Annotated in this window: 24 protein-coding genes; 2 read left to right on the top strand and 22 right to left on the bottom strand. The window is 60.9% G+C overall.

Features of this window, described 5'->3' with window-relative positions; translation table 11 throughout:
* Positions 1 to 167: 167 nt before the first annotated feature.
* On the bottom strand, positions 168 to 6182 hold the full coding sequence (locus AB7M29_RS13705) for a DUF5801 repeats-in-toxin domain-containing protein (RefSeq protein ID WP_454247049.1): 6015 nt from the start codon (positions 6180 to 6182) through the stop codon (positions 168 to 170).
* A 557-nt stretch (positions 6183 to 6739) separates the two neighbouring features.
* On the opposite strand from AB7M29_RS13705, the gene AB7M29_RS13700 reads away from it, so the two are divergent.
* Both AB7M29_RS13700 and AB7M29_RS13695 read left to right on the top strand, forming a co-directional pair.
* Positions 6740 to 9457, top strand: coding sequence for a DUF5801 repeats-in-toxin domain-containing protein (locus AB7M29_RS13700; RefSeq protein WP_454247048.1), 2718 nt, complete (start codon positions 6740 to 6742; stop codon positions 9455 to 9457).
* Between the two features lie 259 nt (positions 9458 to 9716).
* Positions 9717 to 10403, top strand: a complete 687-nt coding sequence (locus tag AB7M29_RS13695; RefSeq protein WP_454247047.1) for an SOS response-associated peptidase family protein — start codon at positions 9717 to 9719, stop codon at positions 10401 to 10403.
* A gap of 42 nt (positions 10404 to 10445) precedes the next feature.
* Here the strand turns inward: AB7M29_RS13695 and AB7M29_RS13690 are convergent, their stop codons facing one another.
* The 21 genes from AB7M29_RS13690 to AB7M29_RS13590 form a co-directional block, all read right to left on the bottom strand.
* Positions 10446 to 11240, bottom strand: a complete 795-nt coding sequence (locus tag AB7M29_RS13690) for a DNA adenine methylase (RefSeq protein WP_454247046.1) — start codon at positions 11238 to 11240, stop codon at positions 10446 to 10448.
* 150 nt (positions 11241 to 11390) lie between these two features.
* Positions 11391 to 11933, bottom strand: a complete 543-nt coding sequence (locus AB7M29_RS13685) for a lysis protein (protein ID WP_454247045.1) — start codon at positions 11931 to 11933, stop codon at positions 11391 to 11393.
* On the bottom strand, positions 11915 to 12478 hold the full coding sequence (locus tag AB7M29_RS13680) for a glycoside hydrolase family 19 protein (RefSeq protein ID WP_454247044.1): 564 nt from the start codon (positions 12476 to 12478) through the stop codon (positions 11915 to 11917). Before AB7M29_RS13680 ends, AB7M29_RS13685 begins: the two co-directional genes overlap by 19 nt.
* A gap of 54 nt (positions 12479 to 12532) precedes the next feature.
* On the bottom strand, positions 12533 to 13579 hold the full coding sequence (locus AB7M29_RS13675; protein ID WP_454247043.1) for a phage late control D family protein: 1047 nt from the start codon (positions 13577 to 13579) through the stop codon (positions 12533 to 12535).
* 82 nt (positions 13580 to 13661) lie between these two features.
* Positions 13662 to 13868 (bottom strand): tail protein X, encoded by a 207-nt coding sequence (locus AB7M29_RS13670; RefSeq protein ID WP_403138717.1) that lies wholly within the window; start codon positions 13866 to 13868, stop codon positions 13662 to 13664.
* Positions 13843 to 14688 carry a phage tail protein gene (locus AB7M29_RS13665; protein ID WP_454247042.1) on the bottom strand — a complete coding sequence of 282 codons (846 nt, stop codon included), beginning with the start codon at positions 14686 to 14688 and terminating at the stop codon, positions 13843 to 13845. The genes AB7M29_RS13670 and AB7M29_RS13665 overlap by 26 nt, the downstream gene beginning before the upstream one ends.
* Positions 14689 to 14700: 12 nt before the next feature.
* Positions 14701 to 17223 carry a phage tail tape measure protein gene (locus AB7M29_RS13660; RefSeq protein WP_454247041.1) on the bottom strand — a complete coding sequence of 841 codons (2523 nt, stop codon included), beginning with the start codon at positions 17221 to 17223 and terminating at the stop codon, positions 14701 to 14703.
* Positions 17224 to 17371: 148 nt separating this feature from the next.
* Positions 17372 to 17683 (bottom strand): phage tail assembly protein, encoded by a 312-nt coding sequence (locus AB7M29_RS13655; RefSeq protein ID WP_123720930.1) that lies wholly within the window; start codon positions 17681 to 17683, stop codon positions 17372 to 17374.
* Between the two features lie 12 nt (positions 17684 to 17695).
* Positions 17696 to 18199: a phage major tail tube protein gene (locus AB7M29_RS13650; protein ID WP_429580569.1), complete on the bottom strand. Its 504-nt coding sequence runs from the start codon at positions 18197 to 18199 to the stop codon at positions 17696 to 17698.
* A 12-nt stretch (positions 18200 to 18211) separates the two neighbouring features.
* Complete coding sequence (locus AB7M29_RS13645; protein ID WP_454247040.1) at positions 18212 to 19378, bottom strand: phage tail sheath subtilisin-like domain-containing protein; 1167 nt, start codon at positions 19376 to 19378, stop codon at positions 18212 to 18214.
* Positions 19379 to 19480: 102 nt separating this feature from the next.
* Positions 19481 to 19906 carry a phage tail assembly chaperone gene (locus AB7M29_RS13640; RefSeq protein WP_454247039.1) on the bottom strand — a complete coding sequence of 142 codons (426 nt, stop codon included), beginning with the start codon at positions 19904 to 19906 and terminating at the stop codon, positions 19481 to 19483.
* Between the two features lie 9 nt (positions 19907 to 19915).
* The gene (locus AB7M29_RS13635) at positions 19916 to 21520 is read right to left on the bottom strand and encodes a phage tail protein (protein ID WP_454247038.1); all 1605 of its coding nucleotides are present in this window, start codon (positions 21518 to 21520) and stop codon (positions 19916 to 19918) included.
* A complete protein-coding gene (locus AB7M29_RS13630; RefSeq protein ID WP_454247037.1) occupies positions 21513 to 22121 on the bottom strand; it encodes a phage tail protein I in 609 nt (202 codons plus the stop codon). Before AB7M29_RS13630 ends, AB7M29_RS13635 begins: the two co-directional genes overlap by 8 nt.
* Complete coding sequence (locus AB7M29_RS13625) at positions 22118 to 23005, bottom strand: baseplate assembly protein (protein ID WP_454247036.1); 888 nt, start codon at positions 23003 to 23005, stop codon at positions 22118 to 22120. The genes AB7M29_RS13630 and AB7M29_RS13625 overlap by 4 nt, the downstream gene beginning before the upstream one ends.
* Complete coding sequence (locus AB7M29_RS13620) at positions 23002 to 23328, bottom strand: GPW/gp25 family protein (RefSeq protein WP_403138697.1); 327 nt, start codon at positions 23326 to 23328, stop codon at positions 23002 to 23004. The genes AB7M29_RS13625 and AB7M29_RS13620 overlap by 4 nt, the downstream gene beginning before the upstream one ends.
* 5 nt (positions 23329 to 23333) lie before the next feature.
* Complete coding sequence (locus tag AB7M29_RS13615; RefSeq protein ID WP_454247035.1) at positions 23334 to 23549, bottom strand: hypothetical protein; 216 nt, start codon at positions 23547 to 23549, stop codon at positions 23334 to 23336.
* 52 nt (positions 23550 to 23601) lie between these two features.
* A complete protein-coding gene (locus tag AB7M29_RS13610; protein WP_454247034.1) occupies positions 23602 to 24207 on the bottom strand; it encodes a phage baseplate assembly protein V in 606 nt (201 codons plus the stop codon).
* Complete coding sequence (locus AB7M29_RS13605) at positions 24204 to 24722, bottom strand: hypothetical protein (RefSeq protein WP_454247033.1); 519 nt, start codon at positions 24720 to 24722, stop codon at positions 24204 to 24206. Before AB7M29_RS13605 ends, AB7M29_RS13610 begins: the two co-directional genes overlap by 4 nt.
* Positions 24715 to 25380, bottom strand: a complete 666-nt coding sequence (locus tag AB7M29_RS13600) for a hypothetical protein (protein ID WP_454247032.1) — start codon at positions 25378 to 25380, stop codon at positions 24715 to 24717. The genes AB7M29_RS13605 and AB7M29_RS13600 overlap by 8 nt, the downstream gene beginning before the upstream one ends.
* Positions 25377 to 25697: a head-tail joining protein gene (locus AB7M29_RS13595; protein WP_454247031.1), complete on the bottom strand. Its 321-nt coding sequence runs from the start codon at positions 25695 to 25697 to the stop codon at positions 25377 to 25379. Before AB7M29_RS13595 ends, AB7M29_RS13600 begins: the two co-directional genes overlap by 4 nt.
* 2 nt (positions 25698 to 25699) lie before the next feature.
* The gene (locus tag AB7M29_RS13590; protein ID WP_454247030.1) at positions 25700 to 26695 is read right to left on the bottom strand and encodes a major capsid protein; all 996 of its coding nucleotides are present in this window, start codon (positions 26693 to 26695) and stop codon (positions 25700 to 25702) included.
* Positions 26696 to 26752 lie beyond the last annotated feature (57 nt).

The following is a 26752-nucleotide window of genomic DNA, read 5'->3' as shown; positions in this document are numbered from 1 at the left end:
AAAGCCGTTCTGATGGTGATTTGTTCTCGTTGTGTCCTGCCGCGTGAACATGTATGTACCGGTGCTGGTCCACAGCGGCTGCGATCCGTGCGGATCTCCTATGGGAACTGCAAAAAAATGCGAGGGTGGTTTGCGCCACCCTCGCATTTTTTCACGCGCGCGCCGCCTCAGACGCTGCCAAGAACAATGTCGCCAGACAGAAGATCCACCCCGACCAAGGTAATGGTCGTGATGGCTCCGCCCGTTTCGGTAACCGTCACGATGCTGTTTGTGCCGTTGTTGTCGATCTGGACAACGGCGTTCTGGTCGCCGTTGAGCACCAGGGTGTCTCGCAGGTTTGCGCCTGCATCGAAGCCGGTGACCTGGTACTGGTCCTCACCGAATGACAAATCGACGTTGAAGGCGTCACGCTCACCGCTTGTGCCCACCAGCGTGAAGTCGAAGGTGCCGCCCAAGTCGTTGGCGAACAGGTTGGCGTCAAACGTACTTGATGCCGAGTCCCCATCCTTGTCCGTCAGCGTCGCGTTGAACGTCAGCTTGACATCGCTGGCCAGGTTCTCGGTCTCCTGAATGAACTGGATCACCGGGATCTTGACCACGCCCAGGCCCATCGTGAGCTGAACCGCGTCAATGAGCTTGGAGCCCTCTCTCTCAATGACGAAGGACGTCTGTCCTCCAGTCTCCGGGGTCAGATCAGCGGCAAGTACCTTCGTCGCCGAACCCGAAGTCGTGCCGTCCTGGTAAAAGATCGTGTAGTACAGCTCCTCCGTGGCCGGGCTGTAACCTCCCACTGAGTTGTCGATGAAAACTTTCATGCCCGTCAACAACGTCTCGGGGTTGATGACGAAGCTCTCGTCACCGGCATTGATGCCTACCGTCCCGTTGCCATCCAGGTTGTTGTTGCCAATCCCGATGCCGGATGTGCTGACGTTCATGTTCGCGGTGCCGATGAATCCAAACCCGCTGGCTTCTATCTGCGCTTCGGTGAGGTCGGGCGCTCCCGCTCCGATGGCCGAAAATATGGAACTTGAGCTAGTGGTTGCATTAACACCAAAAAAGACAATCTCCTCAGATGACGAAGGAATAATCGGCGGATTCTGCTCCGGGATTAACAATGTGCGAACGGCGTCCGGGCCGCCGGCATCGAGCGAGCCGTCGGCACTGCTGCGTACGATCGTCGAACTGAAGCCTTGCACCAGATCCAGGGTATAGCTGCCATTGTCAAAGGCGGTCAGCGTGTAGTCGACGCTGGTATTCGCCGTGGCGGCGTTGTTGTCGAAATCGCCGGTCAACGTCCCGGCGAAATGGTACGCGCCATTGGCGTCCGGTGAGGGCGACTGCTCGGTGAGCGTGGCAGAGCCGGTGGTGGTCGAGTTGTCTGGTCTGACGAGAGTGAACTGGCTATTCACCGAGATATCCAGACCAGCCGCACCCAACCCGTCGGCGCCGGCCGACTTATTCCAGAACCCGGTTTGCGGCAGGACGCTACCGGTGCCGATCAGGTTGCCGAATGCCAGTGATGGGCCGTCGTCCTCGAACACCAGGTTTTGCCCGATGTTGAGCGTCGCCTGGGCGCTGTCGCCGTCCTTGTCGGTTTTGGTCCCTATCAGCGTCACCAGATTGTCTGCCGACAGACTCTTCGCGTCATCGGGATTAGTGGCGTCGGGATGCACTACCGCACGGAGCTGGTCGAGTGTGACGTCGCCATTGGCGGCCACGCTGACCGTGAATACCAGCAGGTTGGAGGTGGCCGTGCGGCCTTCCACCACGCCGCCGTTGAGCGACAGGTTCACCGCCTGGCCCGAGGCCGTGTCCACGAGCCCCGATGCACCGGCAACCACGCCCAGCGCATAGGTCAGTGTGCCGGCGCCATCGGCGCCAAACGCCGAGCTGATGTTGGCGGCAAAGCTCTGCGTGGCGTCGGTGCCCAGTACCGTCTCGTCCACCGTCAGCGTCGGCTCGGTGCCGGTGGTGCTGATGCTTGGCCCGTCGTCCTTGAACACCAGGTTTTGCCCGATGTTGAGGGTCGCCTGGGCGCTGTCGCCGTCTCCATCGGTCTTGGTCGCTATCAGCGTCACCAGATTGTCCGCTGTCAGGGTCTTGGAGTCATCGGGATTGGTTGTGACGGGATGCACCACCGCGCGGATCTGGTCGAGCGTGACGCTGCCATTGGCGGCCACGCTGACCGTGAACACCAGCTGGTTGGTCGTGGCCGTACGGCCTTCCACCACACCGGCGTTGAGCGACAGGTTAACCGCCTCGTTGGTGGCCGTGTCGGTGAGCCCGGAGGCGCCCGCCACCACGCCCAACGCATAGGTCAGTGTGCCGGCGCCATCGGCGCCAAACGCCGAGCTGAAGTTGGCGGCAAAGCTCTGGGTGGCGTCGGTGGCCAGTAGCGTCTCGTCCACCGTCAGCGTCGGCTCGGTGCCGGTGGTGTTGATGCTCGGCCCGTCATCCTTGAACACCAAATTTTGCCCGATGTTGAGTAGCGCCTGGGCGCTATCGCCGTCGCCATCGGTCTTGGTCGCCGTCAGCGTCACCAGATTGTCCGCCGACAGAGTCTTCGTATCATCCGGATTGGTCGTGACGGGGTGCACCACGGCGCGGATCTGGTCGAGCGTGACGTCGCCATTGGCGGCGACGCTGACCGTGAACACCAGCAGGTTGGTGGTGGCCGTGCGGCCTTCGACCACACCGCCGTTGAGCGACAGGTTCACTGCCTCGCCCGAGGCCGTGTCGGTCAGCCCGGAGGCGCCCGCCACCACGCCCAGCGCATAGGTCAGCGTGCCGGCGCCATCGGCGCCAAACGCCGAGCTGAAGTTGGCGGCAAAGCTCTGGGTGGCGTTGGTGGCCAGGGTTGTCTCATCCACCGTCAGCGTCGGCTCGGTGCCGGTGGTGTTGATGCTCGGCCCGTCGTCCTTGAATACCAGGTTTTGCCCGATGTTGAGGGTCGCCTGGGCGCTGTCGCCGTCTTTGTCGGTTTTGGTCGCTATCAGTGTCACCAGGTTGTCCGCCGACAGACTCTTGGAATCATCGGGATCGGTCGTGACGGGATGCACTACCGCGCGGATCTGGTCGAGCGTGACGCTGCCATTGGCGGCCACGCTGACCGTGAACACCAGCTGGTTGGTGGTGGCTGTGCGGCCTTCGACCACACCGCCGTTGAGCGACAGGTTCACTGCCTCGCCCGAGGCCGTGTCAGTCAGCCCGGAGGCACCCGCCACCACGCCCAGCGCATAGGTCAATGTGCCGGCGCCATCGGCGCCGAACGCCGAGCTGAAGTTGGCGGCAAAGCTTTGGATGGCGTTGGTGGCCAGGGTTGTCTCGTCCACCGTCAGCGTCGGCTCGGTACCGGTGGTGTTGATGCTCGGCCCGTCGTCCTTGAACACCAGGTTTTGCCCGATGTTGAGGGTCGCTTGGGCGCTGTCGCCGTCCTTGTCGGTTTTGGTCGCTATCAGCGTCACCAGATTGTCCGCCGACAGACTCTTGGAATCATCGGGATCGGTCGTGACGGGATGCACCACCGCGCGGATCTGGTCGAGCGTGACGTCGCCATTGGCGGCCACGCTGACCGTGAACACCAGCTGGTTGGTGGTGGCTGTGCGGCCTTCCACCACACCGGCGTTGAGCGACAGGTTCACCGCTTCGTTGGTGGCCGTGTCCGTCAGCCCGGAGGCACCCGCGACCACGCCCAGCGCATAGGTCAGCGTGCCGGCCCCATCGGCGCCAAACGCCGAGCTGAAGTTGGCGGCATAATTCTGGGTGGCGTCGGTGCCCAGTAGCGTCTCGTCCACTGTCAGCCCCGGCTCTGTGCCGGTGGTGTTGATGCTCGGCCCGTCGTCCTTGAACACCAGGTTTTGCCCGATGTTGAGCGTCGCCTGGGCGCTATCGCCGTCGCCATCGGTCTTGGTCGCTATCAGCGTCACCAGATTGTCCGCCGACAGACTCTTCGTATCATCGGGATTGGTCGTGACGGGGTGCACCACGGCGCGAATCTGATCGAGCGTGACGTCGCCATTGGCGGCGACGCTGACCGTGAACACCAGCTGGTTGGTGGTGGCCGTGCGGCCTTCGACCACGGTGCCGTTGAGCGACAGGTTCACCGCTTCGTTGGTGGCCGTGTCCGTCAGCCCGGAGGCACCCGCGACCACGCCCAGCGCATAGGTCAGCGTGCCGGCGCCATCGGCGCCAAACGCTGAGTTGAAGTTGGCGGCAAAGTTCTGGGTGGCGTTGGTGGCCAGGGTTGTCTCGTCCACCGTCAGCGTCGGCTCGGTGCCGGTGGTGTTGATGCTCGGCCCGTCGTCCTTGAACACCAGGTTTTGCCCGATGTTGAGGGTCGCTTGGGCGCTGTCGCCATCGCCATCGGTTTTGGTCGCGGTCAGCGTCACCAGATTGTCCGCCGTCAGGCTCTTCGAATCATCGGGATTGGTCGTGACGGGGTGCACCACGGCGCGGATCTGGTCGAGCGTGACGTCGCCATTAGCGGCCACGCTGACCGTGAATACCAGCAGGTTGGTGGTGGCCGTGCGGCCTTCGACCACGGTGCCGTTAAGCGACAGGTTGACTGCCTCGCCGGTGGCCGTGTCGGTCAGTCCGGAGCCGCCCGCGACCACGCCCAGCGCATAGGTCAACGTGCCGGCGCCATCGACGCCAAACGCCGAGCTGAAGTTAGCGGCAAAGCTCTGGGTGGCGTTGGTGGCCAGGGTTGTCTCGTCCACCGTCAGCGTCGGCTCGGTACCGGTGGTGCTGATGCTCGGCCCGTCGTCCTCGAAGATCATTTTGGAGCCGATTTCGGTTTTCGAAATAGAGGCCTGGACCAGCGTGAAGCCACCGATATCAAAATCGGCATGGGCCGTGCCCTTGGCATCGAGGGCCGCGCCGTTCTCGATCAGCACGCGGTTGTGATCCGACGTTGTGGTGTATTCAATCTGGTAGCCGGCTTTAATGCCGGTGATGGTTGCAACTCCACCAGTCAGGGTGATGGTAATGGCCGGATCATTCACCGATCCGTTTGAGTTCTCGATCACCTGCCCGGTGCTGATGTTGAAGACCCGAACATTGGTGATGGCAATCGACGCATCACCCGCATAGCCGTTGATGAAAGCCGCGCCAGATTCAACAGCAGTGGTGAATGCGCTGATTTTTACGACTGCAGTCTTGCCGCTTTGCAACTGTACGACGTCGAAATTAGCCATCCTTGCATTGAACACGCCGGTAAAGTCGATGTTGGATTCAACATCTGCTTCGTTCTGATCCAGGTTAGGAATGGTCATATCCTGCCTGGCACCCGTGACGAACGAATAGCGGATGCCTTCCTGTTCCGTAATCATCTGGTTGTTGGTGCCGAAGGTGGTCGGGCCACCCGCCTGGCTGGTATTGATCGTGTCGCCAGTCGTTATATTGACGCCACTTGACTGGTCTGCGGGGTTCTTACCGGTGGCGATGATGACGGGATCCGTGATCCGTACGACACCACTGACAGTTTCAGTAGCCGGGTTCGCTTTGGTGAACATCAGGAACAGGTTCTGACCGGAGGGCGCATTGGCCAGGCTGAATTCCAGGTCCTGGCTGGCGCCGACGAAAACCTTGTTCAGCAGATTGAGCGAATCATCCGGATTCGTCATACCTGGATGCTTGAGCGGTTGGTACTCCACGGTCCAGATCTTGCCGCCCGAAACCGGCGATCCGGTTTCTTCGATGTAGGCAGCGAACACGATCGCGCCGGTCGCGCCACCGGCTCGGCCCAGAACGATGTTGTCGTTGAGCGCATCCGTATAGAGAAAAATACGGGTGCCATTGAGGGTATCCAGACCGCTATCCACGTTATTGAGCGGTGCGCCAGCGCTGTCGACGAAGCTGATATTGGTAATGCTGGCTCCGGGGTCAGCGGTGACGGTGAACGCATTGCTGCCGGTGTTGCCCACGGCACCAGTGTAGCCACTCAAGGCCGCACCCGTTGCGGTACCTGCCCCGAGTGCGGCCAAACGGGTAGTGAAGGTCGAGGGTAGGGACGCCACCAGAATGTCGTTGTCGTCAGCATCTCCCCCTGGGGTTGGCGTGGCGGTGACATTCTGCAATCCGGCTGTTTCGTCCAGCGAAACGTTCGCGCCGCTCGCCACGACGCTGAGAGCGTTGGCGGTAATCGACGTTGTTAGCAATGAGTTTTGTTCGTCAAGAGTCATGACTTTTTCCCGGGTAGCTGCGGTCATCGAGGCCTGACCGTTGACCTTTGGTCGCAACTATGGATAAGCGCCGGGGATTGCGCATCGGAGGATACTCCCAGAAGGGGGGGGAGTTTCGGACTACTTGGAAGAGGGAGACGGGATGAGGCGCGAGGGCGCGCGGCGCATATTCCGTTTGTGAATGAAGACATGGCGCCGGTGTCAAGACCGCGAACGACCTATGCACGGCGCATAGTAATCCCTTTGTACATGTCAGCGAATGACTGCTTTTGGCTGCGGATTCAACCGGTGGACGCAACAGATTGGCTACAGCGGGCGTTTCGTAGTCTAGTGCTTTCCGAGGGCGGCTTTGAGCACCAGTGCCAGTCCTCATTCATAAACAGAACATGCGTCGCCGCTCCTTAGCGCTCTAATCCCGTTTCCCCCTCCCAAGTAGTCTGAAACTCCCATCCCGCTTGGGAGTATCGGCCGATGCGCAATCCTCGGCGCATGCCCATAGTTGCGGAAAATGGTCAACGGTCAGGCCTCGATGACCGCAAATGCTCGGGAGAAAAATCATGGCTATTGGAATCACCGGCGTGGACGTTTCGCTGGACGAAACGGCCGGGTTACAGAACGCCACCGCCACTCCAACCCCTGCAGGCGACGCTGACGACAACGACATTCTGGTGGCGTCCCTGCCCTCTCCCTTTTCTACCCGTTTGACCGCACTTGCGGCAGGTACCGCAACGGGTGCGGCCTTGAGTGGCTACACCGGTGCCGTGGGTAACACGGGCAGCGATGCATTCACCGTCACCGACGGAGCAAGCATTACCGATATCAGCTTCGTCGACAGCGCTGGCGCACCGCTTAATGGCCTGGACAGCGGACTGGACACCCTCGATGGCACCAGCATCCTTCTCTATACGGATACGAACAACAACATCCTTCTGGGCCGCGCCGGGGGCGCAGATGGCGCGATCGTGTTCGCCGCCTATATTGAAGAAACCGGATCGCCGGTCACCGGCGGCAAGATCTGGACCGTGGAGTACCAACCGCTCAAGCATCCAGACGGTACGAACCCCGATGATTCGCTCAATCTGCTGGATAAGGTATTCGTCGGAACCAGTCAGGACCTGGAATTCAGTCTGGCCAATGCGCCCTCCGGTCAGAACCTCTTCCTGATGTTCACAACGGAGGACCCGGCAACTGAAACTGTCAACGGTGTCGTGCGGATCACGGATCCCACCATCATCGCCACCGGTAAGGATCCGGCGAATCAGTCAACTGGCGTCAGTATAACGACCGGCGACACGATCAATACCAGCCAGGCGGGTGGCCCGACCACCTTCGGCACCAACAGCCAGATGATTACGGAACAGGAGGGCATTCGTTATACGTTCGTCACCGGTGCCAGGCAGGATGTGACCATTCCCAACCTGGATCAGAACGAAGCAGATATTGAAGCCAACATCGACTTTACCGACGTCGTCAATGCGAAGAAGGCCAATTTCGACGTCGTGCAGTTGCAAAGCGGCAAGAGTGCTGTCGTAAAAATCAGCGCATACAGCACCACTGCTGAATCTGGCGTGAGTTTCATCGACGGCTATGCAAATGATTCGCTGGTTGAGATCACCAATGTTCGCGTCATCAACATCAGCACCGGGCTGGTGATCGAGGATTCAGACGGACCGGAGGATGATCCCGCTATTACTATTACTTTTGATGCTGACGGGGTTGCAACCATCACCGGCGTTAAAGCCGGCTACCAGATTGAATACACCACAACAGATGATCACAACCGTGTACTCATCGAGAACGGAGCGGCCCTCGACGCCAAGGGCAATACCCACGCCGATTTTGATATCGGTGGTTTCACACTGCTCCAAACTGCTGTTACGACCGCCGAAATCGGCTCCAAGATCATCTTCGAAGATGACGGCCCAGCACTCGCCTTTGGCAACCTGATCGGCACCGGTAGCGTCCTGCCGCAAACCGGCTACTGGAGTAATTCGGCCGGCGCCGACGGGCTGGATACGAACGGTCTGGATATCTCATTGGTGAATAACCAATTCACTCTCGTCAGGCCAGACAACACGACCACCACCGGGACCGGCACGCTCGTCGAGCAGTCGCCCTCACCGGACGGTAATGGCGCGTACCAATTTGCAGGGACGTTGACCGGCGATTTCGACAACAACGCCGCAACCACGGATACCAGCGTCGACTACACGCTGACCGCCTATGCCAATGGCAGCTATACACTGGATCTGGTGCAAGGCTTCAGTTCGACGGTCGTGCTCAGCACTGCCGATGGCTCGCTTGCTGCCGGCGGTCCGGACCCAGTGCGCACATTGTTAATTCCGAAGACGAGTGACCCGACCATTCCTTCGGCATCCGAGGAGGTTGTGTTCTTTTCCGCGAAGGCGCTTGCGTCGACTTCGGACATCCTGACCGGTATCGGGCTTGGAGCACCCGACCCCACCGAAGCCCAGCTACAGACCAACCCCCTGCCCTCGTACATCGACCCAAGGGCCATGAACGTCAGCACGTCCGGCATCGGCGTCGCCAATAACGTCCTCCAGGGAGACAACCTGGTGGCAATCGGCGCTACCGATGAAAGTTTCGTCGTCAATCCGGAGAGCCTGGTGACGGCCATGAAGGTCTTCATCGACAACTCCGTGGCGGGTTACAACACCGCGACCGAGGACCTGTACTACAGGATCTACTACGAGGACGGCTCGACTTCGGATCTCATCGAGGTGAATACCCTGACTCCAGAGGCCCGTGGACAGGTGTCCTTCCTCATTGAACAGGAGGGCTCGCTGCTGATCGATGCTGTTCAGCTTACGATGGGCCGAGGCGAGATCAAGATCCCGGTGATCCAGTTCATTCAGGAGACTGAAAGCCTGGCCAGCGATATCCAGCTGTCGTTCAACGCGACGGTGACGGACAGGGATGGGGACTCGGCATCAAGTACGTTTGACGCCAACCTGTTCGCCAACGACTTGACTGGCGCCTTCGACTACACGCTGGTGGGCACGGACGGTGAGCTTGATGCCTTCAACGTCGACTTGTCATTCGATGAGAACCTGTACCAGGTCACCGGCTTCGATGCGGACGCAAACCTGCGAGACACCCTGGTACTCAACGGCGACCAGAACTCCGCTGTCCAACTCGACACCAGTGGCGCAGACAGCATCGTGACGGTTACCGAAACGGGCGGACAGGTCACGACCATCACCTTGGTGGGGGTCGATCTTCTGACTAGCGACATCGTTATTGGCAGCGTCTGAGGCGTCGAGCGTATGAAAGGATGCGAGAGTGGCGCAAGCCACCCTCGCATTGTTTTTAGCAGTTCCAATAGGCGATCCGCGCGGATCGCATTCGCTGTGGACTTTCGAGCACCGGTGCATACACGTTCGCGCGGTAGGCCACCAACAGTGACGGCGATACGGTGAGGTCTGGGCACGCCCGCACGCGCCAGACAAGGCTTCGTCATCAAGCAGCCAAGTGCTGGGTCTACGCTGAAAGCACAACCGGAGGGCTCCAACCATGTGCGGACGTCTTTCCCAGTACCGAGGCATTCATGACTTTGTCGCGGCGCTCAGCATTCCCAATGCATTGATCAACTATGCAGGCGACCAGCCTTTCGAGTTCTACAACGCCGCGCCGCCCGCTCAGCTCGCCCTCTTCCACCAGGAAGGTCAGTTTCTGCGAGCCGACATGGTGCGCTGGGGATGGCGGCCGCACTGGGCAATGGATCGTTCTGCCTCGATCAGCACCCGGGTAGACAGAGTTGTCCACAATCCATTCTTCAGACCGATATGGCCGCACCGGGCGATCATCGCGATCGACAACTGGTTTGAGTGGGTTGATGAGGGTGGCGCGAAGAAACAGCCCTACATGATCCGCCGTAAAGATCGCACCCCAATCCTCTGCGCCGTGATAGGCCAGTACCCCAACGCAGAGCATGAACCGGACGCGCATGACGGCTTCGTGTTCGTCAGCGCCGAGGGCGGCATGGTGGATGTTCACGACTGGCAGCCGGTGACGCTCAATCCCGAACTGGCCCGAGAATGGCTGAATCCGGCTACACCGGAAAAGCGCGCCGAGCAAATAATGCTGTTGCACTGGGAACCGACTGTGGTTTTCGAGTGGTTCAAGGTCGACCGCCCTGTGGGCAATATCCGCAATCAGCAAAGCAGCGTGATCAACCCTATCAGCGATCCATCTGTCTGACCTTCCTGCTGGCTCTATTACGCTGGTGGATAGCTCTGATAACTAAAACAACCCACCTAACGACGTAGGCTCCCAATTCATGATCACCAACTCACCGCTCAGCTCAGCCTTCCCCTGCCGCTGGTTGCTGTTGCAGTAGCGGATATCCAGCGTCTCAAAGTAAAAGCCATCAAACACCCGGCGAATATCCGGGTGATCGTTAATGCTGACCATCACCTTGCCTTTGCAGCGGCGCATAAAGTCAGCCATCCGTTCGTAATTCTCGAACGGAAAGTCCACGCCGTAGCCGGCGGTCTGCCAGTAAGGCGGGTCCATGTAATGGAAAGTGTGGGCACGGTCGTAGCGTTCGGCGCATTCAAGCCAGGGGAGATTTTCGACGTAGGTGCCGGACAGGCGCTGCCAGGCGGCCGAGAGGTTTTCCTCGATCCGCAGCAGGTTGATTGCTGGGCCGGTGGTGGCGGTACCGAACGTCTGCCCGGTGACTTTGCCGGCGAAGGCATGGTGCTGCAGGTAGAAGAATCGGGCGGCGCGCTGGATGTCGGTGAGGGTTTCAGGGCGGGTCATCTTCTGCCACTCGAACACTTGGCGCGAGCTGAGCGCCCATTTGAACTGGCGCACGAATTCTTCCAGGTGGTTCTGCACGACGCGGTACAGCGTGACCAGGTCACCATTGATGTCGTTGAGGACTTCGACGGGCGATGGCTGGGGCCGCATGAAGTACAGCGCGGCACCGCCGGCAAAGACTTCGACGTAGCATTCGTGCGGTGGGAAGAGCGGAATGAGGCGGTCGGCCAAGCGGCGTTTGCCGCCCATCCAAGGGATGATGGGTGTAGACATTAAGAGCAAGACCTTTACTGTATGGATAAACAGGTGCTAGGCTCGCCGCGCTTCGTGCACGGAGTAAGAGCCTTGGCTGGACTTGCAGGGACCATCTGCAGGGACGGCGATCGGGTTGGATGTTGACGCATCCAGCCCGACCGCTCTTTTTCACTTTGGTGTTGAGACTTCCTTGGCATAGGCCTGGCAGGCCGCCAGCGCGATCAGTCCTTGATCGCCGGCATCGGTGATGCCGATAATTCGTTGAGCATGCGCTGGGTCAAGTTGGGCTCTTGTGGGGCCATGAACCACGCCGCTGGTTGAGGGGGTGGCTGACACTGCGTGGCCACTGGCAGCAGCGGTGGTATCGAGTAGGACTGACAGGCGCAGATCAGCAGTGGCAAGACGGTCGCGCAGGCGACCTTGATCACGTTGGGCATCGCTCAGAGCTCGATAATGGGTTTGTTCACTGGCTGAAAGCCGCTGCTCCAGGGCCAGACGTTTGTCCTGCTCGGCCTGTTGCTGCGCGGCAGCGGCCAGCGTCAGTTGATTGAGACTTTCCGCCTGCAGGCGGGCTTGTTGCTCAAGCTGTCGGCCATAACGCCAGTCCTGAATCTGCCAGGCCGATGCGGCAGAGCCACCCGCCAATGCGGTCAGCAGCACCCCGATGGCCAGCAGCCGATACGGCGCCGGGATCATGTCGACGACACGCATAGCACTGCCCTCGCCCGCTCCCACAATTGCAGCCGATCCGCCAAGCCATTGAGGCCACCGTTGATCTTGCGGGTGATCGCCTCGAACTCATCCCTATCCGCCAAGGCATTCAGCTCTCGCACCCACCAGAACCACGCGGCCGACTCGGCGGCCCATTGCGGCAGCTCGAGCAACTCCGGGGTGCGCAGCAATCGTTCGTCGCCGAACAGTGCCAGGCTGCAGCGCAAGTAGTTGTTGCGGCCAGTGATCTGGATCAGGCCGCGCCCGCGATAGCGCTGGCCATCACCGTCCGGCTCTAGAGTGTTGCCCAGTTTCGCGGCCAGATTGCCGGTGTCGTACTTGCTCAGGTACTGATCGCCACCCAGTTCGCGGACGTACTGCAGTTGGCCGGACTCGTGCCCGACTTGGGCCAGGAATGCGGCCTGGCGCTTCGGTGTGTCGATTTGCCGGTGGGCCATGGCGATGTTTAGGGCGGATACAAAAACGCCCGTTTGGCGGCGGGCGTTTGGCATGATGAGTTGCAGCTGTTTCTCGGTTAAGGACATACAAACTCCAGGCATAAAAAAACCGCACTCGGCGGCTATGGATTCGTTTTCGCGTTACTTCAGGGACACGACTTTGACCGGCTTCACCACCTTCTTTTTCCTGCCCTTGGCCTTGGCCTTGCCATTCTTGCCGCCGTTGCACTCGACGGTGGTCGACCAGCCGGCTTGGGTGTAGACCTGCTCCACCGAGTCCGCCAGATACTCGCCATCAAGCCCGACCTTGAATCCCTGGGCGTTGATCGTCCGCTCGGCAAACAGGTCCGTGCGCCCGGGCATTTCAAACCGAACATCCGCGCTCGATCGGTTGAACGCCGCCAAACGCGCCTTGGCCGCCGATTCCGCGGCGGTCTTGTTCGGATGAATGTGTCGATCGGTATGCACTGCCGGCAGGCCGTCCGGCACATCGTCATTGTCCAGGGAGACGACCGCGAGCTTTCCGGTCTTCTTGTCCTGGTGCTTAGTGGCCACCGCCTTGTGCGCGCTGCGATCGCCGAAGCGAAACTGCCAGCGACTGACGTCACTGCGGGTCAGGGTGACTGCCCCGAACACCTTGCCGCTGGCCGTCTGCCCGCCTTGGCGGGGCATCACCAACAGCTTCCCGTCGCCCACCTTGGCGGTGCAGTCGTATTGCTTGGCTAGGCGCGTGATGAAGTTGAAATCAGACTCGCTGAGCTGGTCCGCCCGGGCGACCTTCGTCGTCACCGGGCACACCGGCTGCCAGCCATTACGCGTGGCGACATCGCTGACGATCTTGGACAACGGCACGTTCTCCCAGCTACCGCTGCGGATGGTCTTGCCGCTGCCGCGCATGTCGCTGGCCTTGCCCTTGATCACGATCACATCCGGCGGACCAGATACCGTGACTTCATCCACCACATAACGCCCCAGGCGCGCCAGGGTTGTCTCGGCATAGCCCAGATAGATCTCGATGCCGATGCCCTTGCGGGGCAGCGTCACCAGCCCGTCGCGATCATCAATGCGCAATTCGAACTCGTCCGACTCCATGCCGGGCTTGTCCGTGGTGCTGAGCTGCAACAGCCGATCGTTGATCAGGCTCGTGATATCGGCACCATCCGCCACGATACGAAAGATGGGCGTCATGAATTTTTTCCAAAAAAATACCCGCACAAGGCGGGCAAGAAAGTAAGGAGCTTGAAGAAATGAACGACACGAGTGTAGACCATCAATTCCATAGCGTTACCTGCTCCGTAGCGGGAGCCAGCAGATCCGGCAGGGTGATGACTACCCCGGCACGATAGGGTTGAGGCTCGTCAGCCAAACCCTGATTGGCATCCAGCACCGCCTCGACACTGCCGACCAGATGGCCGTAGTAGTTGTGACAGATGGTGTCCAACAAATCCCCGTCAGACGTTCTGCATGTCGTCGCCATAGCGTACAAACTCCAGCGTGAACCCTTGTTTGCGCGGGATACCACCCTGCATCAGCGCGCTCTGTTCTTCTTCAATGCTCTTGAGACACCAGTTCCCCAACACGTCGCCATAACCCGTGACCAGGCTCAACGGTTCAAGCCTGGCGCCGATCGCGCGCAACGTGTCGAGCTGCTTCAGGCCGCCCTTGAACCCCGGAAAGATCGCGCCCTTGAGCGTGATCTTCTCATCGCCCATGCCCACGGCTTGCTGCGCCGGCCGGCGCGACAGGCGCTCCTGGGAAGCCCAGCGGAATTCAGTCGAGCGGCGCAGTTCGTCAAAGGCCGCCGTGTCGAGGTTGAAGAAATACGGCGGCGCCTTGGGATCTTTGGGCTGGATGATCAGCAAGTGCGGGAACGGCTTCACCGCCTCCGGTGCCGGCGTCGAATCCGTAGCAAAGGCCCCGGTGGGCACGATGTTGGCCAGCGCCGGACTGGCCTTGCCGGCGATCTTGTTGATCGCCGTCGCCGCCTTGCCCGTCTGCTCCTTCAGCACCCCCATGCGCTCGTCAATCTGCGACAGCGCCCGGGTGGCCGTGTTGTAGGTGGCCACCACCTGCCCGACCTTGGCCTGAGCCGCATTCACCCCACGCATAACCCGCTGCAGCTTGGCCCCCATTGCGGGACCGACAAAGGGCAGCCCCTCCAGCTCGGACGTCGCGCCGGTGATTTCCCCGATCGCGCCATTCACCGGCCCCAGCATGCCGTCCAGGCTGCGCCGACCGGTTTCCCCGGCCGAGGCCAAGTACTTCAGCCCCGACTGTAATTGCCCCAATGCTTCCATGAGCCCTCCTGATTAAACGTGCGGTTCGTCGTAGAGCTTGCGGCTCTCCAGTTGCTTGCCGAGGTCGCGCTGATGCTGATCGAGAAACGGCTTGAGCTGCACATACAGCGCCGCACCGTCCTTCACGTCACCGTTGACCGTCAGCGAAAACGGCGCCTGAATGTCCACCTTGGATTCGATCTTGGCGGGCTCCGACCTCGCGGCCGGCGCCAGGACCTTGGCCAGCGGCCCCGCCCCGATATCGGCGCTGGCCGGCGGCAACATCATCGAGCGCGCGGCGTCACCAGGCTGCGTTTCGGCAGCGGTGGCAGCACGGGCGGGCACGGCGGCGGCCGGCATCACCGGAGCACCGCCACGGGCCATCACCAGCGACCCGGCCACTGGCGCGGCGAACGACCTGGCAATGCCGCCCATCACCGGCGGAATGTCCTTGCCGGCATTGCTCATCATCAGCGGACCGGCGGCCGGCATCCGCTTCAGCTCATCGGGTGTGCCAAACATCGACTTGCCGATGGCCCCACCCAGCGCGTCACCGCCCTGGCTGCCGAGATACCCCCCAATCAACCCGCCGACAAAGGTGCCGATCACCGGCAACACCGCCGTACCGATCGCCGCACCAGCGGCGGCACCGGTCAGCGTGCCCGCCAACCCGCCCGCCGCCGCGCCGTAGCCCTCGGCCTTCTCGTCCCGCGTCTCGGCGTTCTGATAAGTGTCATAGGCCTTGTAACCGGCCTCAGCGACCGCGAGCACCGCCGCCCCTTTGACAACAGCACCGACACCACCCCCACCACGCACGCCACCCTTGCCGCCCGCCCTGCCTTTTTTGCCCTTTTTGCCTTCGCCACCGGCATCGAAGTCGCCGCCATCCAGCCCGTCGGCACCACCGGCCGGCATGTTGGTGACGATCACCTTTTGCGGGATGTTGGGATTGCCCATCAGCGAGCCGCGCCCGAGGTTCATCAGGCCCTTGGCAATCTTGAAGCTGCTCATGGCGGTCTGAAAGCCGATCACGGCCGCGACGGCCGCACCGATACCCGTCACCAGCCGGGGCGACTCATCGGACAGTTTGGCGAGGCCTCGCGTGACGGAGGTCACGCCGTCGACCACTGCGTCAGTCACCGGCCGAAAGGCATCACCGATGCCACGCATGGCGTCGTCGATACCCTGGACCATTTCCGCCTGTTTCTGCGCGGACGACTGCCGGCGTTCCTCAAGGTTCTTGTCCAGAATCCCCGTGGCGCTGGCCGATTCGCTTTTCAACTTCGCATACAGATCCTTGTTCTGCATGTACGCGGTCAAGGCGCCCTTAACCTGCATGTCGGCGAACAGATCGCCGGTACGCAAGGCTTGCTCCAGGGAGGCAATCATGGCCTTGGCTTTTTCCGGATCGGTCTCCTTGCTGATCTTGGCCGTGGCTTCCGCCATGGCGGCGGCCTTCTTCGGATCGGTAGCCGCAATGTACTTCTGGGCCAGCTCAAAGCTGGATTCCAGTGTGGACTTGCCATTCTGCAGGCCGGTGTTCATTGAGCCCTGATAATCGATCCCGGCCTTTTTGTAGGCCTCGACCGTGTCACCCGAACCGATCTTTTCCATCCAGTTCTTGAGGTTGTTCGCCGCCTCATCCGAACCGCCGGCGGTCTTCATCTGCACCTGAAGCATCGCACCCAGTTGCGTGACCGAATCCATCCCGGTGATGCCCAACTTGCCCATGCCTGCCAGCAGCTCAGGGAACCAGCGCGCCATGTCGGCCGCCTCAAAACTGCCCGCCTGCCCTTGGTAAGCGATCGCCTCCAGCGCCTTCTGCATCATGGCCGGATCGGAAATCTTGGCGTTCTGCCCCAGGGCGTTGATCATGCGCGCGGTTTCGCCACCATCCGAGCCTTGGCCCACGGCGAACTTGGCCGCCGTTGGGGCATATTGCAGGGCCTTGTCCAGCTCCATGCCGGCCCCCACCAGCGCGTTGACCACCTCGGCCACCTGATTGCGCGCCATGCCGGTGTCGCGAGACGTGTCGATCACCGTCTGGGACAACTTCGCTTCTTCAGGCTTGTTGGCAATGTTCGACTTGATCGCAATGTCACGAATGATCGCGCCATAGTCCGCGCTGATCTTCGCCGGGAGCGCCATCGCAGCCGTGCCGGCGACCGCCTGGCCGACACTGCTTCTCAGGCGCTGCTTGCCCTCGTCCAGCTGATGGTGACCTTTGGCTTTCAGCTCGGCCTTGGCGGCCGCTTGCCCCATGGTGCTGTAAGCCTTGGCCAGATTGCGGACTTCAACGCCTTGCTTCTTCAGGCTGCTGAGATTGCTTTCCAGCTGTTTCAGCAGCGCGCCGGCGCCCTTCTCGCCCGCCATGTGTGCCTTGCGCCATTCATCGCGCAACCGTATGGTGTCGCCAATGGTCTTTTCCAGCACCCGGGCTTTTTTGCCTTCGGCCTCCAGACGCTTGATGCGACTGGTGACATCCTTAAACGCGGAACCCACGGTAGAGCTGACCGCCCCGCCAATGACCAGGCCGAGCGCGAGTTTGTTCGCCATGTACTTGCCCTATACGTCGGGTCGATCAAGGGCGGCTCAATCCGTGAGCCACCAAACCATCTCATCAAAGGGCATGGCCGTAATCTCGGCAGCAGAGAAACCTGTCTCTTTCGCCAAGCGTTGGGCCGCCATTTTGAGGGTGGTCGCGTTAAACGTCGTCTTCTTCGACCAGGCGAAAATAGCCCGCCGATAGGCGCTGATAGTCCTTGTATTTCAGGCTCAACAATTCCGCCTCAGTGAGCCCCAGCAAGCTGCTAAACAGCGACAACTCCTGTTTTTCATAGTCGCCATTGCCCGCCACCTTTGAGGCGCGCCAATCCATGACGCTGGGCGCACGCATCATCAGCTTGTCCGTCAGGACACCGCTGATCAGAGTCTTGTATTTGAGCGTTACGGTAACGCCCTCATCGCTCAGCTTCAGCCAGCTCGGCAGCTCTTGGTCTTGGGTTACTTGAGTCATGTGCTTTTGTCCTTAGAGGCCGAGGGCCGAGCGTTCGGCGGCAGCTTGGTCGACGCCGTCGACCACCATCACCATGTTGAGCGGGTCGATTTCGTACATGACCCGGCCGTCGATCTCCAGCTTGTAGTAGACCAGCTTGACCGCGTGCTTGATTTCGGCCTTGTCGGCCGGTTTCCAGTCGCCCATGTCGACCTCTTTGATGCCGCCGCGCATGGTCACAATGACCGGCGTGACCACGCCTCGTAGGCCCTTGAAGGCACCGCGGAACACAAGATTGCAAGCGGTCTGATCGGCCAGGCCGAAGTACTTCAGCGCCTCGCGGCGCACGCCGTTGGTGGTAAACGCCGCTTCCAGCTTTTCCAGGCCCATGGCGATTTCGACCGGCGACAACATGCCGCCGCCCTGGTAGTCGTCGGTCTTTTGGGTCAGCTTGGGCAGCGACAGGGTCGGCACGTCGCCGGCGAAACTGATGCCGTCGACGAACGCGTTACAGTTGGAGAGAACTTGAGGAATCATCGAACGGCCCCCTTAGGCTGCTTCAAGAACTTCGGTCGCCCATTGATCGGTGACTTCGAAGAGGAAATTCGGGTTTTCCGCCGGCGGCACGTCGGTGAAACGGATGCGCCAGTAGACTTTGCCCTGCATGATTTGGCTGGCCGTGCTCATTTCGTCGTCCGCGTAGACCTCGAAATTGATCACCGCACCCCGGTTCTTCTCGTCGCGCATGAACGCCTGAAGACCTTCGGTCACATCCTTGACATAGGTCTTGGTGATCGAGCGGTCGACCGCCCACTTGTGCCCGGCCTGCACCGCATCCATGAGGATGTCGCAAGTCCGCACGCGGGTGATGAACGCCCATTTCGGATCGCTGGACAGCGTGCGGTTGCCCCATAGACGGAAACCGCCATCGCGAATGATCGTGGTGATGTTCGCGTTGTTCAGCAGGTTGGCCCGGCAGGTGGCGTCGCCGTCCAGGTACTCGATCGGGCGGCTCGTGCCGGTGATGCCGACAAACTCCTTGTTCGATGGCGACGCCCAGTAGCCGTACTCGGCATCGGTCCAGGCGAACAGGCCCGCCGTCCACGCCGAACCTGGGGCATCGACCGTCGCGCTCTCGACCGTGTCCCAGAACTGCACACCCGGATCGACCAGAAAAAGCCGCTTGCTGCCGAAGTTCAAGGCGTAGGCCATGGCCGCCTCATCGGTGGTATTCGGTCCGTCGATGATGGCGATCGCGCGCAACTTGCCGGCTAGGGCATCCATGGCGGTGGCCACGGCCTGCGTCGACGAATGCCCCGGGGCGATCAACAGTTTGGGCTGGGCGTTGTGCTTACTCTTGCCGTCCAGCAGCGCCTGAAGGCCGGTACGCTGGCCATCGGCAAGAACGCCACCGATGATGGCAGATGTTTGCAGCGCGGCGTCTTCGAGCTTGGGCACGCCGACAGCGACGATCACCGCTTTGGCCCGCACGTAGATGGCGGCCGCTGCCTTGGCGATGGCCGACCCAGCGCCGAATGCCGCGATGGCTTCGCGCTCGGACGTGATCAACTTCAGTTCGCCGGCCTTCGCCGTACCGCCGCCGAGGATGCCTGGGGTGAAGGTGTCGCACAGACCGATGATCGACGACGACGGCAGCGAAATAGTCCGCACCCCGGTGTCGAGCAGCGTGGTCGTAACGCCGTGAAAGAAACTCATAAGGCAATCTCCAGAAACGAGAAAACCCCGCATAAGCGAGGCTGTGAGGGATGTTCGTGTTACGCGTAACGGAAAAGAAAACGCCCCATCAGTGCGGGGCGTTTATTGGGACTGTTCGGCCAGCCATTGAGGAGCTTCCGGCCGACCGGCAATGTCAGGGAACAGCGTTGACGCCGGCCAATCGCGCAGGCTTTGCACATAAGCCAGAAGCTCCGAAAACTGTTCCGCAGTCAGCGTGGTCGCCAGACCGATTTCAACCTCGTCACGATGCCGGTTAATAAGCCACTGAATCTGACTGATCGCTATGTCTCGCCACTCTCGTTCAGCACTAGCAATCAGCTCCGCCGAAGGCTCAGGAGGACCGCCGATAATTGGCACCCCTCCCTCATCAAGCTTAACCAACAGACCCGCAGAGCGAGCGGCCAACAACTCAAGGTATGTTTCTCGAGTGATTTCGACAGCATCATCCGGCATGGAGTGATTTACTTTTGGGTCATAGAACCCGGCTGTTTGCTCTGAAAAATACATAAAGCCCCCTTATCTCCCAATGCCCCAAAAATATGTCCCTTGCGTCGACTGAAGGCTGCCCGAAAAATTCGTGGCCGCCACGCCAACCGTAGACAGCCCGACATTGAAGACGAAAGCGCCAACCGTGTTAGCGGTGGCGCCAGTGCCGTCACAGCTCGCGCCGGCAAGATAGACCGCATTTGGGAACGTGATCGGCCAGCTCGCAGAAACACTCTGCCCGCCGTTGGCTGGCACATTCCCGGGAGCCGTTTTACTCCATTGCAAAATAAGACCGCCCAGCCACGTAGGGAACGCAATGTAACCGGCCGCCGCCAGGCTGATAGCAAAGCCTTTGCGCAGTTTTTTCGGCGTGGCCATCACGGCATCATTCGCGCTATCAAGCATCTGTGCATCAGTGGCGACCTTGGCCGTACCCTGATTGATTTCAGTCGCCTGAGCCGCCAAAGTCACCAACGCGGCAATATCAATGTTTCCCTGATTGATCGGCGCGTTCCAGGCCTTGATGCACCACATAACTGCCAAGTTGCGCGGGCGAGTTTCGGTCGAGGTGCGAACCACACGCGATGCGTCAAACGTGAAGTCCGCATAGGAGATTGCGCTACCGTCCGCTGACCCACCATTGGAAGAAACCACAGATGTAAAGGCGCCACTACCAAAGGCATTGGTACCGCCAATACCACGTGGCATATCGCCAATCGTGCCGGTAATGTTTTGCAGCGCATCGAGCTGGTAACTGCCAATAGCGCGGCCTGCATCGACGCCCCGCCCATGGTCCCAGCCACGCAGGAACTCGGCCCGCGATTCCGGCAAGCGGAAGTTACCAGCACCCTCATCGCCCTTATTGAAGTCAGTCCCCAAAAACGCCGCCAGATCCGGATAGGCCGCAATACTCTTGACGCTGCCATCAATCTCCAGAAATCCGGGCGGGACTTTGTTCACTGGAAACCATACCGAAGCGCCGACCGGCAGCGCCGAGGCCTGCGCAATCATCGCCTCGACTTGAGCCTTGGTGTAACTGTCCGTGATGCCCATCCCGGCCAACGTGCTCGGGTTATCACCCGATACCACAATCCCCCGATCGTTGGTCTTGACCCGGGTCCATTCGCCGGGCGTCTTGTTCTTCGGCAGTACTTCCAGAATGGCCGCGTCGACGTATGCCCGCGAGGCCAGCACAATCGCCGGATCGATCTTGAGCGTGATGTTGCCGGTACTGGTGACGATGAAGTTCATCCGCACGATTTGCGTGCGGCCCGAGCCTTGCGACAGGATCGGCTTGAAGCTCGGCGCACAGTTGGCCACCGCCACCAGATCCCCGTCCGCGTCGTACAGACCGATTTCGCGAATCCACTTGCCGCCTTCATCCGCCGGGATAATCTGCTCGGCGATCAGCACCGCCGGGTTGATGGGGTCGATCTTGAGTTGATTCAGTGGCCGGCGCCGCCATTCGTTGATCAGCGTGGTTTGCGAGGCATTGGGGATCGGGTCGGTGTTGTTGGCATCGCCCACGCCCATTTCGGTGATCTTCCAGGGAATGCCGAGCGCGTCGGCGTTCGCCTGTTTCGCCATTCCCACGTTCGTAAGGATGGCGAAAAACTGCGAGTTCGCATCAATCATGGTAAACGTCCAGGGTGTCTATGGAGTGTTCGCGCCCCACCACGCCGAAGCGGCCCGTGACCTCGATGTCACGCATTACCGGCGGGTAAACGTCGATTTCGTCGCCTTCGTAGAGGGCAACGCTTATGTTCAAATTGCCTTGGGTTTCGAGGCTGATCGCCAGCCCAGTCAGGTGCCGGGTGACGGGCTTGGCGTCGTCGATCAGGCGCTCCAGCTCCTGATACATTTCTTCGGTGATACCGGTGTCCAGAACGCCGACCTTCAGCGCGAAAGTTCCCGGCACGCCCTTGGGCACTGTCTTGAACCACTCGACGATTTCGATCAGGTAGCCCAGGGGCTCGACCACCCGGCGCAAGGCGCCGATGGTCCCTTTGTGGGCATGGATGTAATACGACGCCTTGATGGCGGCGCGCTTGGTCGCTTCGGGCCAACGGTAATCCCAGCGATCGACCGACCACGCCCACGCTAGATGGGGCAGCAGATGCACCGGACAGGTATCGGTGTTGTAGAGCGTGCGCAGCGGGACAATCGTGCGCTCGTAAAACGTCGCCTCCAGGGCGCGCTCCAGTTGCGTGCTATTGCTGGGCAGCAGACTCTTCATGCCGCCCCCGCCATCTTCACGTCATAGTCGAAGCACCAGGCCGCCTGCGCCTTGGTCGGAGCCAGGTCGACCCAGCCGGGCAGCTCAACCCGGGAAACACCGGCAACGTGCAACTGAGCGTCAATCGCCGAGCGCGCCACTTCAACCCCCAATCGCTTGCGCGGATTGATCCAGGCCGCCAGTCGATTGGTGGCCTCGGCCAAACTGGCATCCCCTTCAGGCCCGGCGCTGCTCATGTGCAAAATGGCGTCGATGCGGTAACGGATAATCTCCGCGCTCTGCACCGTCACCCAGTCGGTCAGCGGCCGCACATCTTCATCATTCAGCGCCGTGTCCACGACGGCCAACAACTCAGGGCCGGCCTCGCCTTCCCCTTCCGAACTCAGCACCGTTACCGTAACGCAGCACGGCGCCGGGCTTTCCGCCGTGGCATCCGCCACCAGCCCCGACGCGTTACGTGAATGCAGGATGTAGCTGTTACGCGGCCCGGCCGTGGTCAAGCCCTCAAAGGCCAACTGGATGCGCTCGCGAAACGGGTCGTCCTTTTCCTTGATTTCCGGTACCGGCGGCACCGCTGTCAGATCCTCAGCCTGAATCACCAGGCGCTTCAGATTGTAATTAGCCCCCAACTGGTCGAGGTCGCTGCCAATGGCATGGGCCAGTAACAGCGCCTTGGCGCCGTCGTTGACCCGGGCGCGGTTCCCGACCTTGATGTAAGCCCCGACCTCGATCACCTTGGTGACCGGGTCGCTTTCCAGCGTCGCGGTCCAGTTGTTCCCCATGTAGCCGCGAAAGACGCCCAGCCCTTCCTCATAGGTCGCCTCAAAGTCCAGAGGCTCCAGCACATCCGGCGCCGGCAGGGCCGACAGATCCAGCAGGCTCATACGCTGACCTCCACAAGAAAGCTGTCACCCAGATAGTCGCCGGCAATGCTCAGATTGATTTGCCCGCCCAGCACCGACAGCACACGCACGCGCTCCAGTTTCAGCCGCGGTTCCCAGCGCTCCAGGGCGCGGATGGCTTCCGCTTGCACGGAGCTTTTCCAACCCTCATTGACAGGCAAGTCCACGTAGGAGCGGACCTTGCTGCCATACTCCGGCCGGTGCCGGCGGCTGCCGAGTGGCGTGCCCAGGACGTCGCCCATGGACTGGCGCAGATGCTCGATGCCGGAAATGGGCTGGCCGGTGTGGCGATCCATTCCGATCATCGACATCACTCCTTCAGCGGCTCAAGCTCGGGGTGGGCCTTCAGATACGCGACGGCCTGCTCATCGGAAACCGACACCTCGACACGCCCCTTGGCCACCGACAGCGTGCGATCACTGTCAGGGATGATCAGGGTGCGCGACGTGTACACCTTGTCGCGAAAGGTCAGCATCAGATCCGCCGGCGACTGATCGGCGGCGGGCTGTTCGGTGGTCTTGGCCATGTTTTCTCCAGGCATAAAAAACCCGCACTGGGCGGGTTGGATGGGTTGTTGATTAGTGCGTGTGATGGTTATCGCTGGATCCTGCCGCGAGGATCGAGGCGCCACTGGTGATGTCTTGCGTTACGTGTAACGGCCCGTCGATTTCCACCGCTGCGACCAACTTGATCGCGGCCGATGTGACCGTCACCGAATCGGGCGTCAGCGCGGCCTCGGTGCCGCCAACCTTCACCGTCACGGCGTTATCCGTCACGGCGACTTCGGTGCTGCCGACCTTGATCGTCACTGTCCCGGTGGGCAGCGTGATGGTGTAGGTCTTGGCCTGCCAGTCGTAGATCAGCGAGCCCCCATCATCAAAACGCCAGACTTCGACATGGTCGCGGTTGTCCGGCTGGGCGCCGGCATTGCCGTACAGCCCCGGGATAAAGGTGCCCATGCCGGCCTGCCCGCTGGGGTTGAATAACACCCCTTGCTCGCCCAGGCTCGGCGCGCGCCAGTGTCGCGCCTTGCCGGCTGCGAGGCTGTGCCAGCGCACCCAGGCGCTGGTCCATTCACCATTGGACACCCGGACCATGGCCGCAGCCAGATCCACGCCGACCACCATGCAAGGCATTAGCATGGCGGCAATCATGCGGTCGTGCTCGGCAGTGGCGTAGCTCACGACAGATCCTCCGGCGCTACAAAATCGTCTTTGGCATCGTCATTGATGCCAACCATCAGCGTACCTGGTGGCTCATCCGGCCATGGCCATTCCTCAACGCCCAGATAAATCTGGTGGGTCCACTCCACCAACCAGACCACGTAGCCGTCGAGCTCCGGTTTGGTCCAATCCTGGGTGGCCTGCACGAACTCGGCGGGCTCTACCGCCAGGCCCCAGGTTTGCAGGCGCAACAACACGGCCAGTTGCGCCGCCAGGTGTGCAGCCTGCTGGCAGTGCTTCGGGCGGATCGGATCAACGATGATCCGCGCTTCGAAGCGGCAAATCAGGCTGGTCTCGCCGGTACCGATATCAACACCCGGTTCCATTTCTGCCATTTCAATGAACACCACCGGCAATGCGATGCGGTCCTTGATGTTGGGCCACGCCGTGACCGCTTTGATGCCGGACAGATTGCTCGCCAGGTGCTGCTCGATTGCCTGATACAGCTGATCCAGGCTAAAAGGCTCGTCAGACATGGGCCGTCCCCTTCAGGTACTTCTGCAGCTCAAAGTTGAACTCTTGTTGCAGGATCTCCAGCAGACGCGCGTCGGCCCGTTTGACCCAGGTGTCGAAGTGCGGACGGGCTTGCTCCAGCGACACCTTGGCTTTGGCCAGCGGAAAGCGATCGCCGTTTTCCGCGACCCAACCCGAACTGGCACCACCGCCTCGCGACACCGTGCTGTCGGGATAGTCGTCCACGTTGAAGTGCTTGCTCGCGGTGCGGATCCAGATGTCGGGTTTGTTGCCATAGACCTTCTTGAGGAAGGCCCCTTGATAGCGCCGCCCGGCCACCGACACCCCGCTGCCGGACTGCCGTGCTCGCCCGATCCGGCTGGACTCAATCGCGTTGAGACCAAACCACAACTTGCCGCTCGTGGCTCCCCCGGACACCGGATAACTGCGCAGCCGCTGACGCACCGCCGCAACGGCGATGCGCTCTTGCCGGCTGACGGCGCGGGCAATGTGCGTGCGCAGCCAACCCAGCGTCTTGTTGATCGCTCGCCGGTGCGCCGAAGCGGCTGCTTTTGGTACCAGCTTGGCGAAGTCTTGGAACGCTTTCAGGTCCGCCGCCGAGGACTGGATAGACAGCATCCCGCCCCCCGCCGACGGCTTGAAGTAGCTGCCGACACTCATGCGCGCATCCTCAAAATCAAGGCGACCAGACCGTCACCGCTGGGCTCCAGCTGCAGTAGGTCATACTCGCCACCCCCGTCCAACTCGGGCAGTTCGATGGTGACCAGCAAGCCTTGCTCCAGTCCGTGCGAGTCGCTGACGCGAATCTCGAAACGAGGCTCGCGCAGACCGGTGTTGAGCTTGCCGATCTTCGGCTGCAGCCAGGGCGCGGAGAACATGCCCAGCACCGGCTCCTCCCGGCCTTCGATCAGCGCGGTGTCGCCCAGGGTTTCGAACACCACCGCATCGACCTCGGCGATCAGATCGCGAAAGCCCATGATCAGAGCTCCAACAGGATCTGCGCCAACGGTCGGGTGCACAGGTGCAGGGGGTTGGACTGGGCTTCACCGGCCATGCCTTTGTTGAACGGCATCGGCTCGATCTTGCTGTAATACGGCACGCCTTCGGTGTTGACCGTTTCCATGTAGTCCGCCGGGGCAAACACCGAGATGTAGAGGTCCGGCACACCTTCGGGAATCAACAGCGCCTTGTCGTCATGGATAAAGGTCACGCCCGCGATCTTGCCGCGATAGCGCTCCCAAATGATGCCGCCAAACTCGAAGCTTTCGCGAGCGTCACCGCGCAATGCCGCTGCCTGCTGGGTGTTAAGAAAGGTCTCTTTGACCTTTTCATGAGTGATCAGCTTGTTCCAGAAGTTCTTGCCACAGAACGCCCGGGCGCCACTACTGGTAATGCTACCCAGCGCGTCTTCTTGCAGATCGAGGGCTTCACCGCACTGGATGCGGACCTCGGTATCGGGGTTTGTGAGGCCCATCGACATTTTCTTGCGGGTGACACCGAAGACCTTGTAGATATCGAGCAAAACCGTTTTGCCGTCTGCGTCGAGAATCTGGCCATTGAGCGCACCCATGCGCTGGAATTCGTGCGTCGCATCGAGCTGTCGACGCGCTTTGGCCAGCCGTTTGTTGACCACGTCCTGCACAGCCTGCAACTCGGAACGGGTACCAAAAGCGCGGATGCCTTGAATCTCATCGGCCTTGATCGCAAAGCGCTGTGGCAGATGCACGGTGTTGAACGGGATCAGGTTGCGTTTGGTGCCAGACACCACCAGACCGGACGTGCCGCGTTCGCCCGCCGGTACCAAGGCCAAGGTGTCGCCGTCCTTCTCAATCTGCACCGTCAGGGTGGTGATGCCCTCCTCCTGGAACAAACCGAGGCTGCTGATGCGGCCCGGCAAGTATTCCTGTTCGTTGATCGCGGCGGTCAGCGAAGAGACCGAAAACGCGTCATCGTTAAAGATTTCAATGTCAGCCATGAAGCTATCTCCAGAAAGCAAAAAACCCGCACTCGGCGGGTTCGGTAATCAGGGGGA

The organism is Pseudomonas sp. F-14 TE3623 (assembly GCF_053629015.1).
Note: the sequence above shows the minus strand (reverse complement) of the source record. Positions and strands in the feature narration are given on the sequence as shown.

Bases quoted from the DNA above. Each gene is read 5' to 3' on its own strand.
- AB7M29_RS13615 (WP_454247035.1), bottom strand. From the start codon at position 23,549: ATGGCCAAGACCACCGAACAGCCCGCCGCCGATCAGTCGCCGGCGGAT.
- AB7M29_RS13660 (WP_454247041.1), bottom strand. From the start codon at position 17,223: ATGGCGAACAAACTCGCGCTCGGCCTGGTCATTGGCGGGGCGGTCAGC.
- AB7M29_RS13665 (WP_454247042.1), bottom strand. From the start codon at position 14,688: ATGGAAGCATTGGGGCAATTACAGTCGGGGCTGAAGTACTTGGCCTCG.
- AB7M29_RS13700 (WP_454247048.1), top strand. From the start codon at position 6,740: ATGGCTATTGGAATCACCGGCGTGGACGTTTCGCTGGACGAAACGGCC.
- AB7M29_RS13690 (WP_454247046.1), bottom strand. From the start codon at position 11,240: ATGTCTACACCCATCATCCCTTGGATGGGCGGCAAACGCCGCTTGGCC.
- AB7M29_RS13625 (WP_454247036.1), bottom strand. From the start codon at position 23,005: ATGAGCCTGCTGGATCTGTCGGCCCTGCCGGCGCCGGATGTGCTGGAG.
- AB7M29_RS13655 (WP_123720930.1), bottom strand. From the start codon at position 17,683: ATGACTCAAGTAACCCAAGACCAAGAGCTGCCGAGCTGGCTGAAGCTG.
- AB7M29_RS13650 (WP_429580569.1), bottom strand. From the start codon at position 18,199: ATGATTCCTCAAGTTCTCTCCAACTGTAACGCGTTCGTCGACGGCATC.
- AB7M29_RS13630 (WP_454247037.1), bottom strand. From the start codon at position 22,121: ATGAAGAGTCTGCTGCCCAGCAATAGCACGCAACTGGAGCGCGCCCTG.
- AB7M29_RS13600 (WP_454247032.1), bottom strand. From the start codon at position 25,380: ATGAGTGTCGGCAGCTACTTCAAGCCGTCGGCGGGGGGCGGGATGCTG.
- AB7M29_RS13675 (WP_454247043.1), bottom strand. From the start codon at position 13,579: ATGACGCCCATCTTTCGTATCGTGGCGGATGGTGCCGATATCACGAGC.
- AB7M29_RS13635 (WP_454247038.1), bottom strand. From the start codon at position 21,520: ATGATTGATGCGAACTCGCAGTTTTTCGCCATCCTTACGAACGTGGGA.
- AB7M29_RS13620 (WP_403138697.1), bottom strand. From the start codon at position 23,328: ATGATCGGAATGGATCGCCACACCGGCCAGCCCATTTCCGGCATCGAG.
- AB7M29_RS13670 (WP_403138717.1), bottom strand. From the start codon at position 13,868: ATGGCGACGACATGCAGAACGTCTGACGGGGATTTGTTGGACACCATC.
- AB7M29_RS13705 (WP_454247049.1), bottom strand. From the start codon at position 6,182: ATGACTCTTGACGAACAAAACTCATTGCTAACAACGTCGATTACCGCC.
- AB7M29_RS13640 (WP_454247039.1), bottom strand. From the start codon at position 19,906: ATGTATTTTTCAGAGCAAACAGCCGGGTTCTATGACCCAAAAGTAAAT.
- AB7M29_RS13680 (WP_454247044.1), bottom strand. From the start codon at position 12,478: ATGTCCTTAACCGAGAAACAGCTGCAACTCATCATGCCAAACGCCCGC.
- AB7M29_RS13645 (WP_454247040.1), bottom strand. From the start codon at position 19,378: ATGAGTTTCTTTCACGGCGTTACGACCACGCTGCTCGACACCGGGGTG.
- AB7M29_RS13695 (WP_454247047.1), top strand. From the start codon at position 9,717: ATGTGCGGACGTCTTTCCCAGTACCGAGGCATTCATGACTTTGTCGCG.
- AB7M29_RS13595 (WP_454247031.1), bottom strand. From the start codon at position 25,697: ATGGGCTTTCGCGATCTGATCGCCGAGGTCGATGCGGTGGTGTTCGAA.
- AB7M29_RS13685 (WP_454247045.1), bottom strand. From the start codon at position 11,933: ATGCGTGTCGTCGACATGATCCCGGCGCCGTATCGGCTGCTGGCCATC.
- AB7M29_RS13605 (WP_454247033.1), bottom strand. From the start codon at position 24,722: ATGTCTGACGAGCCTTTTAGCCTGGATCAGCTGTATCAGGCAATCGAG.
- AB7M29_RS13590 (WP_454247030.1), bottom strand. From the start codon at position 26,695: ATGGCTGACATTGAAATCTTTAACGATGACGCGTTTTCGGTCTCTTCG.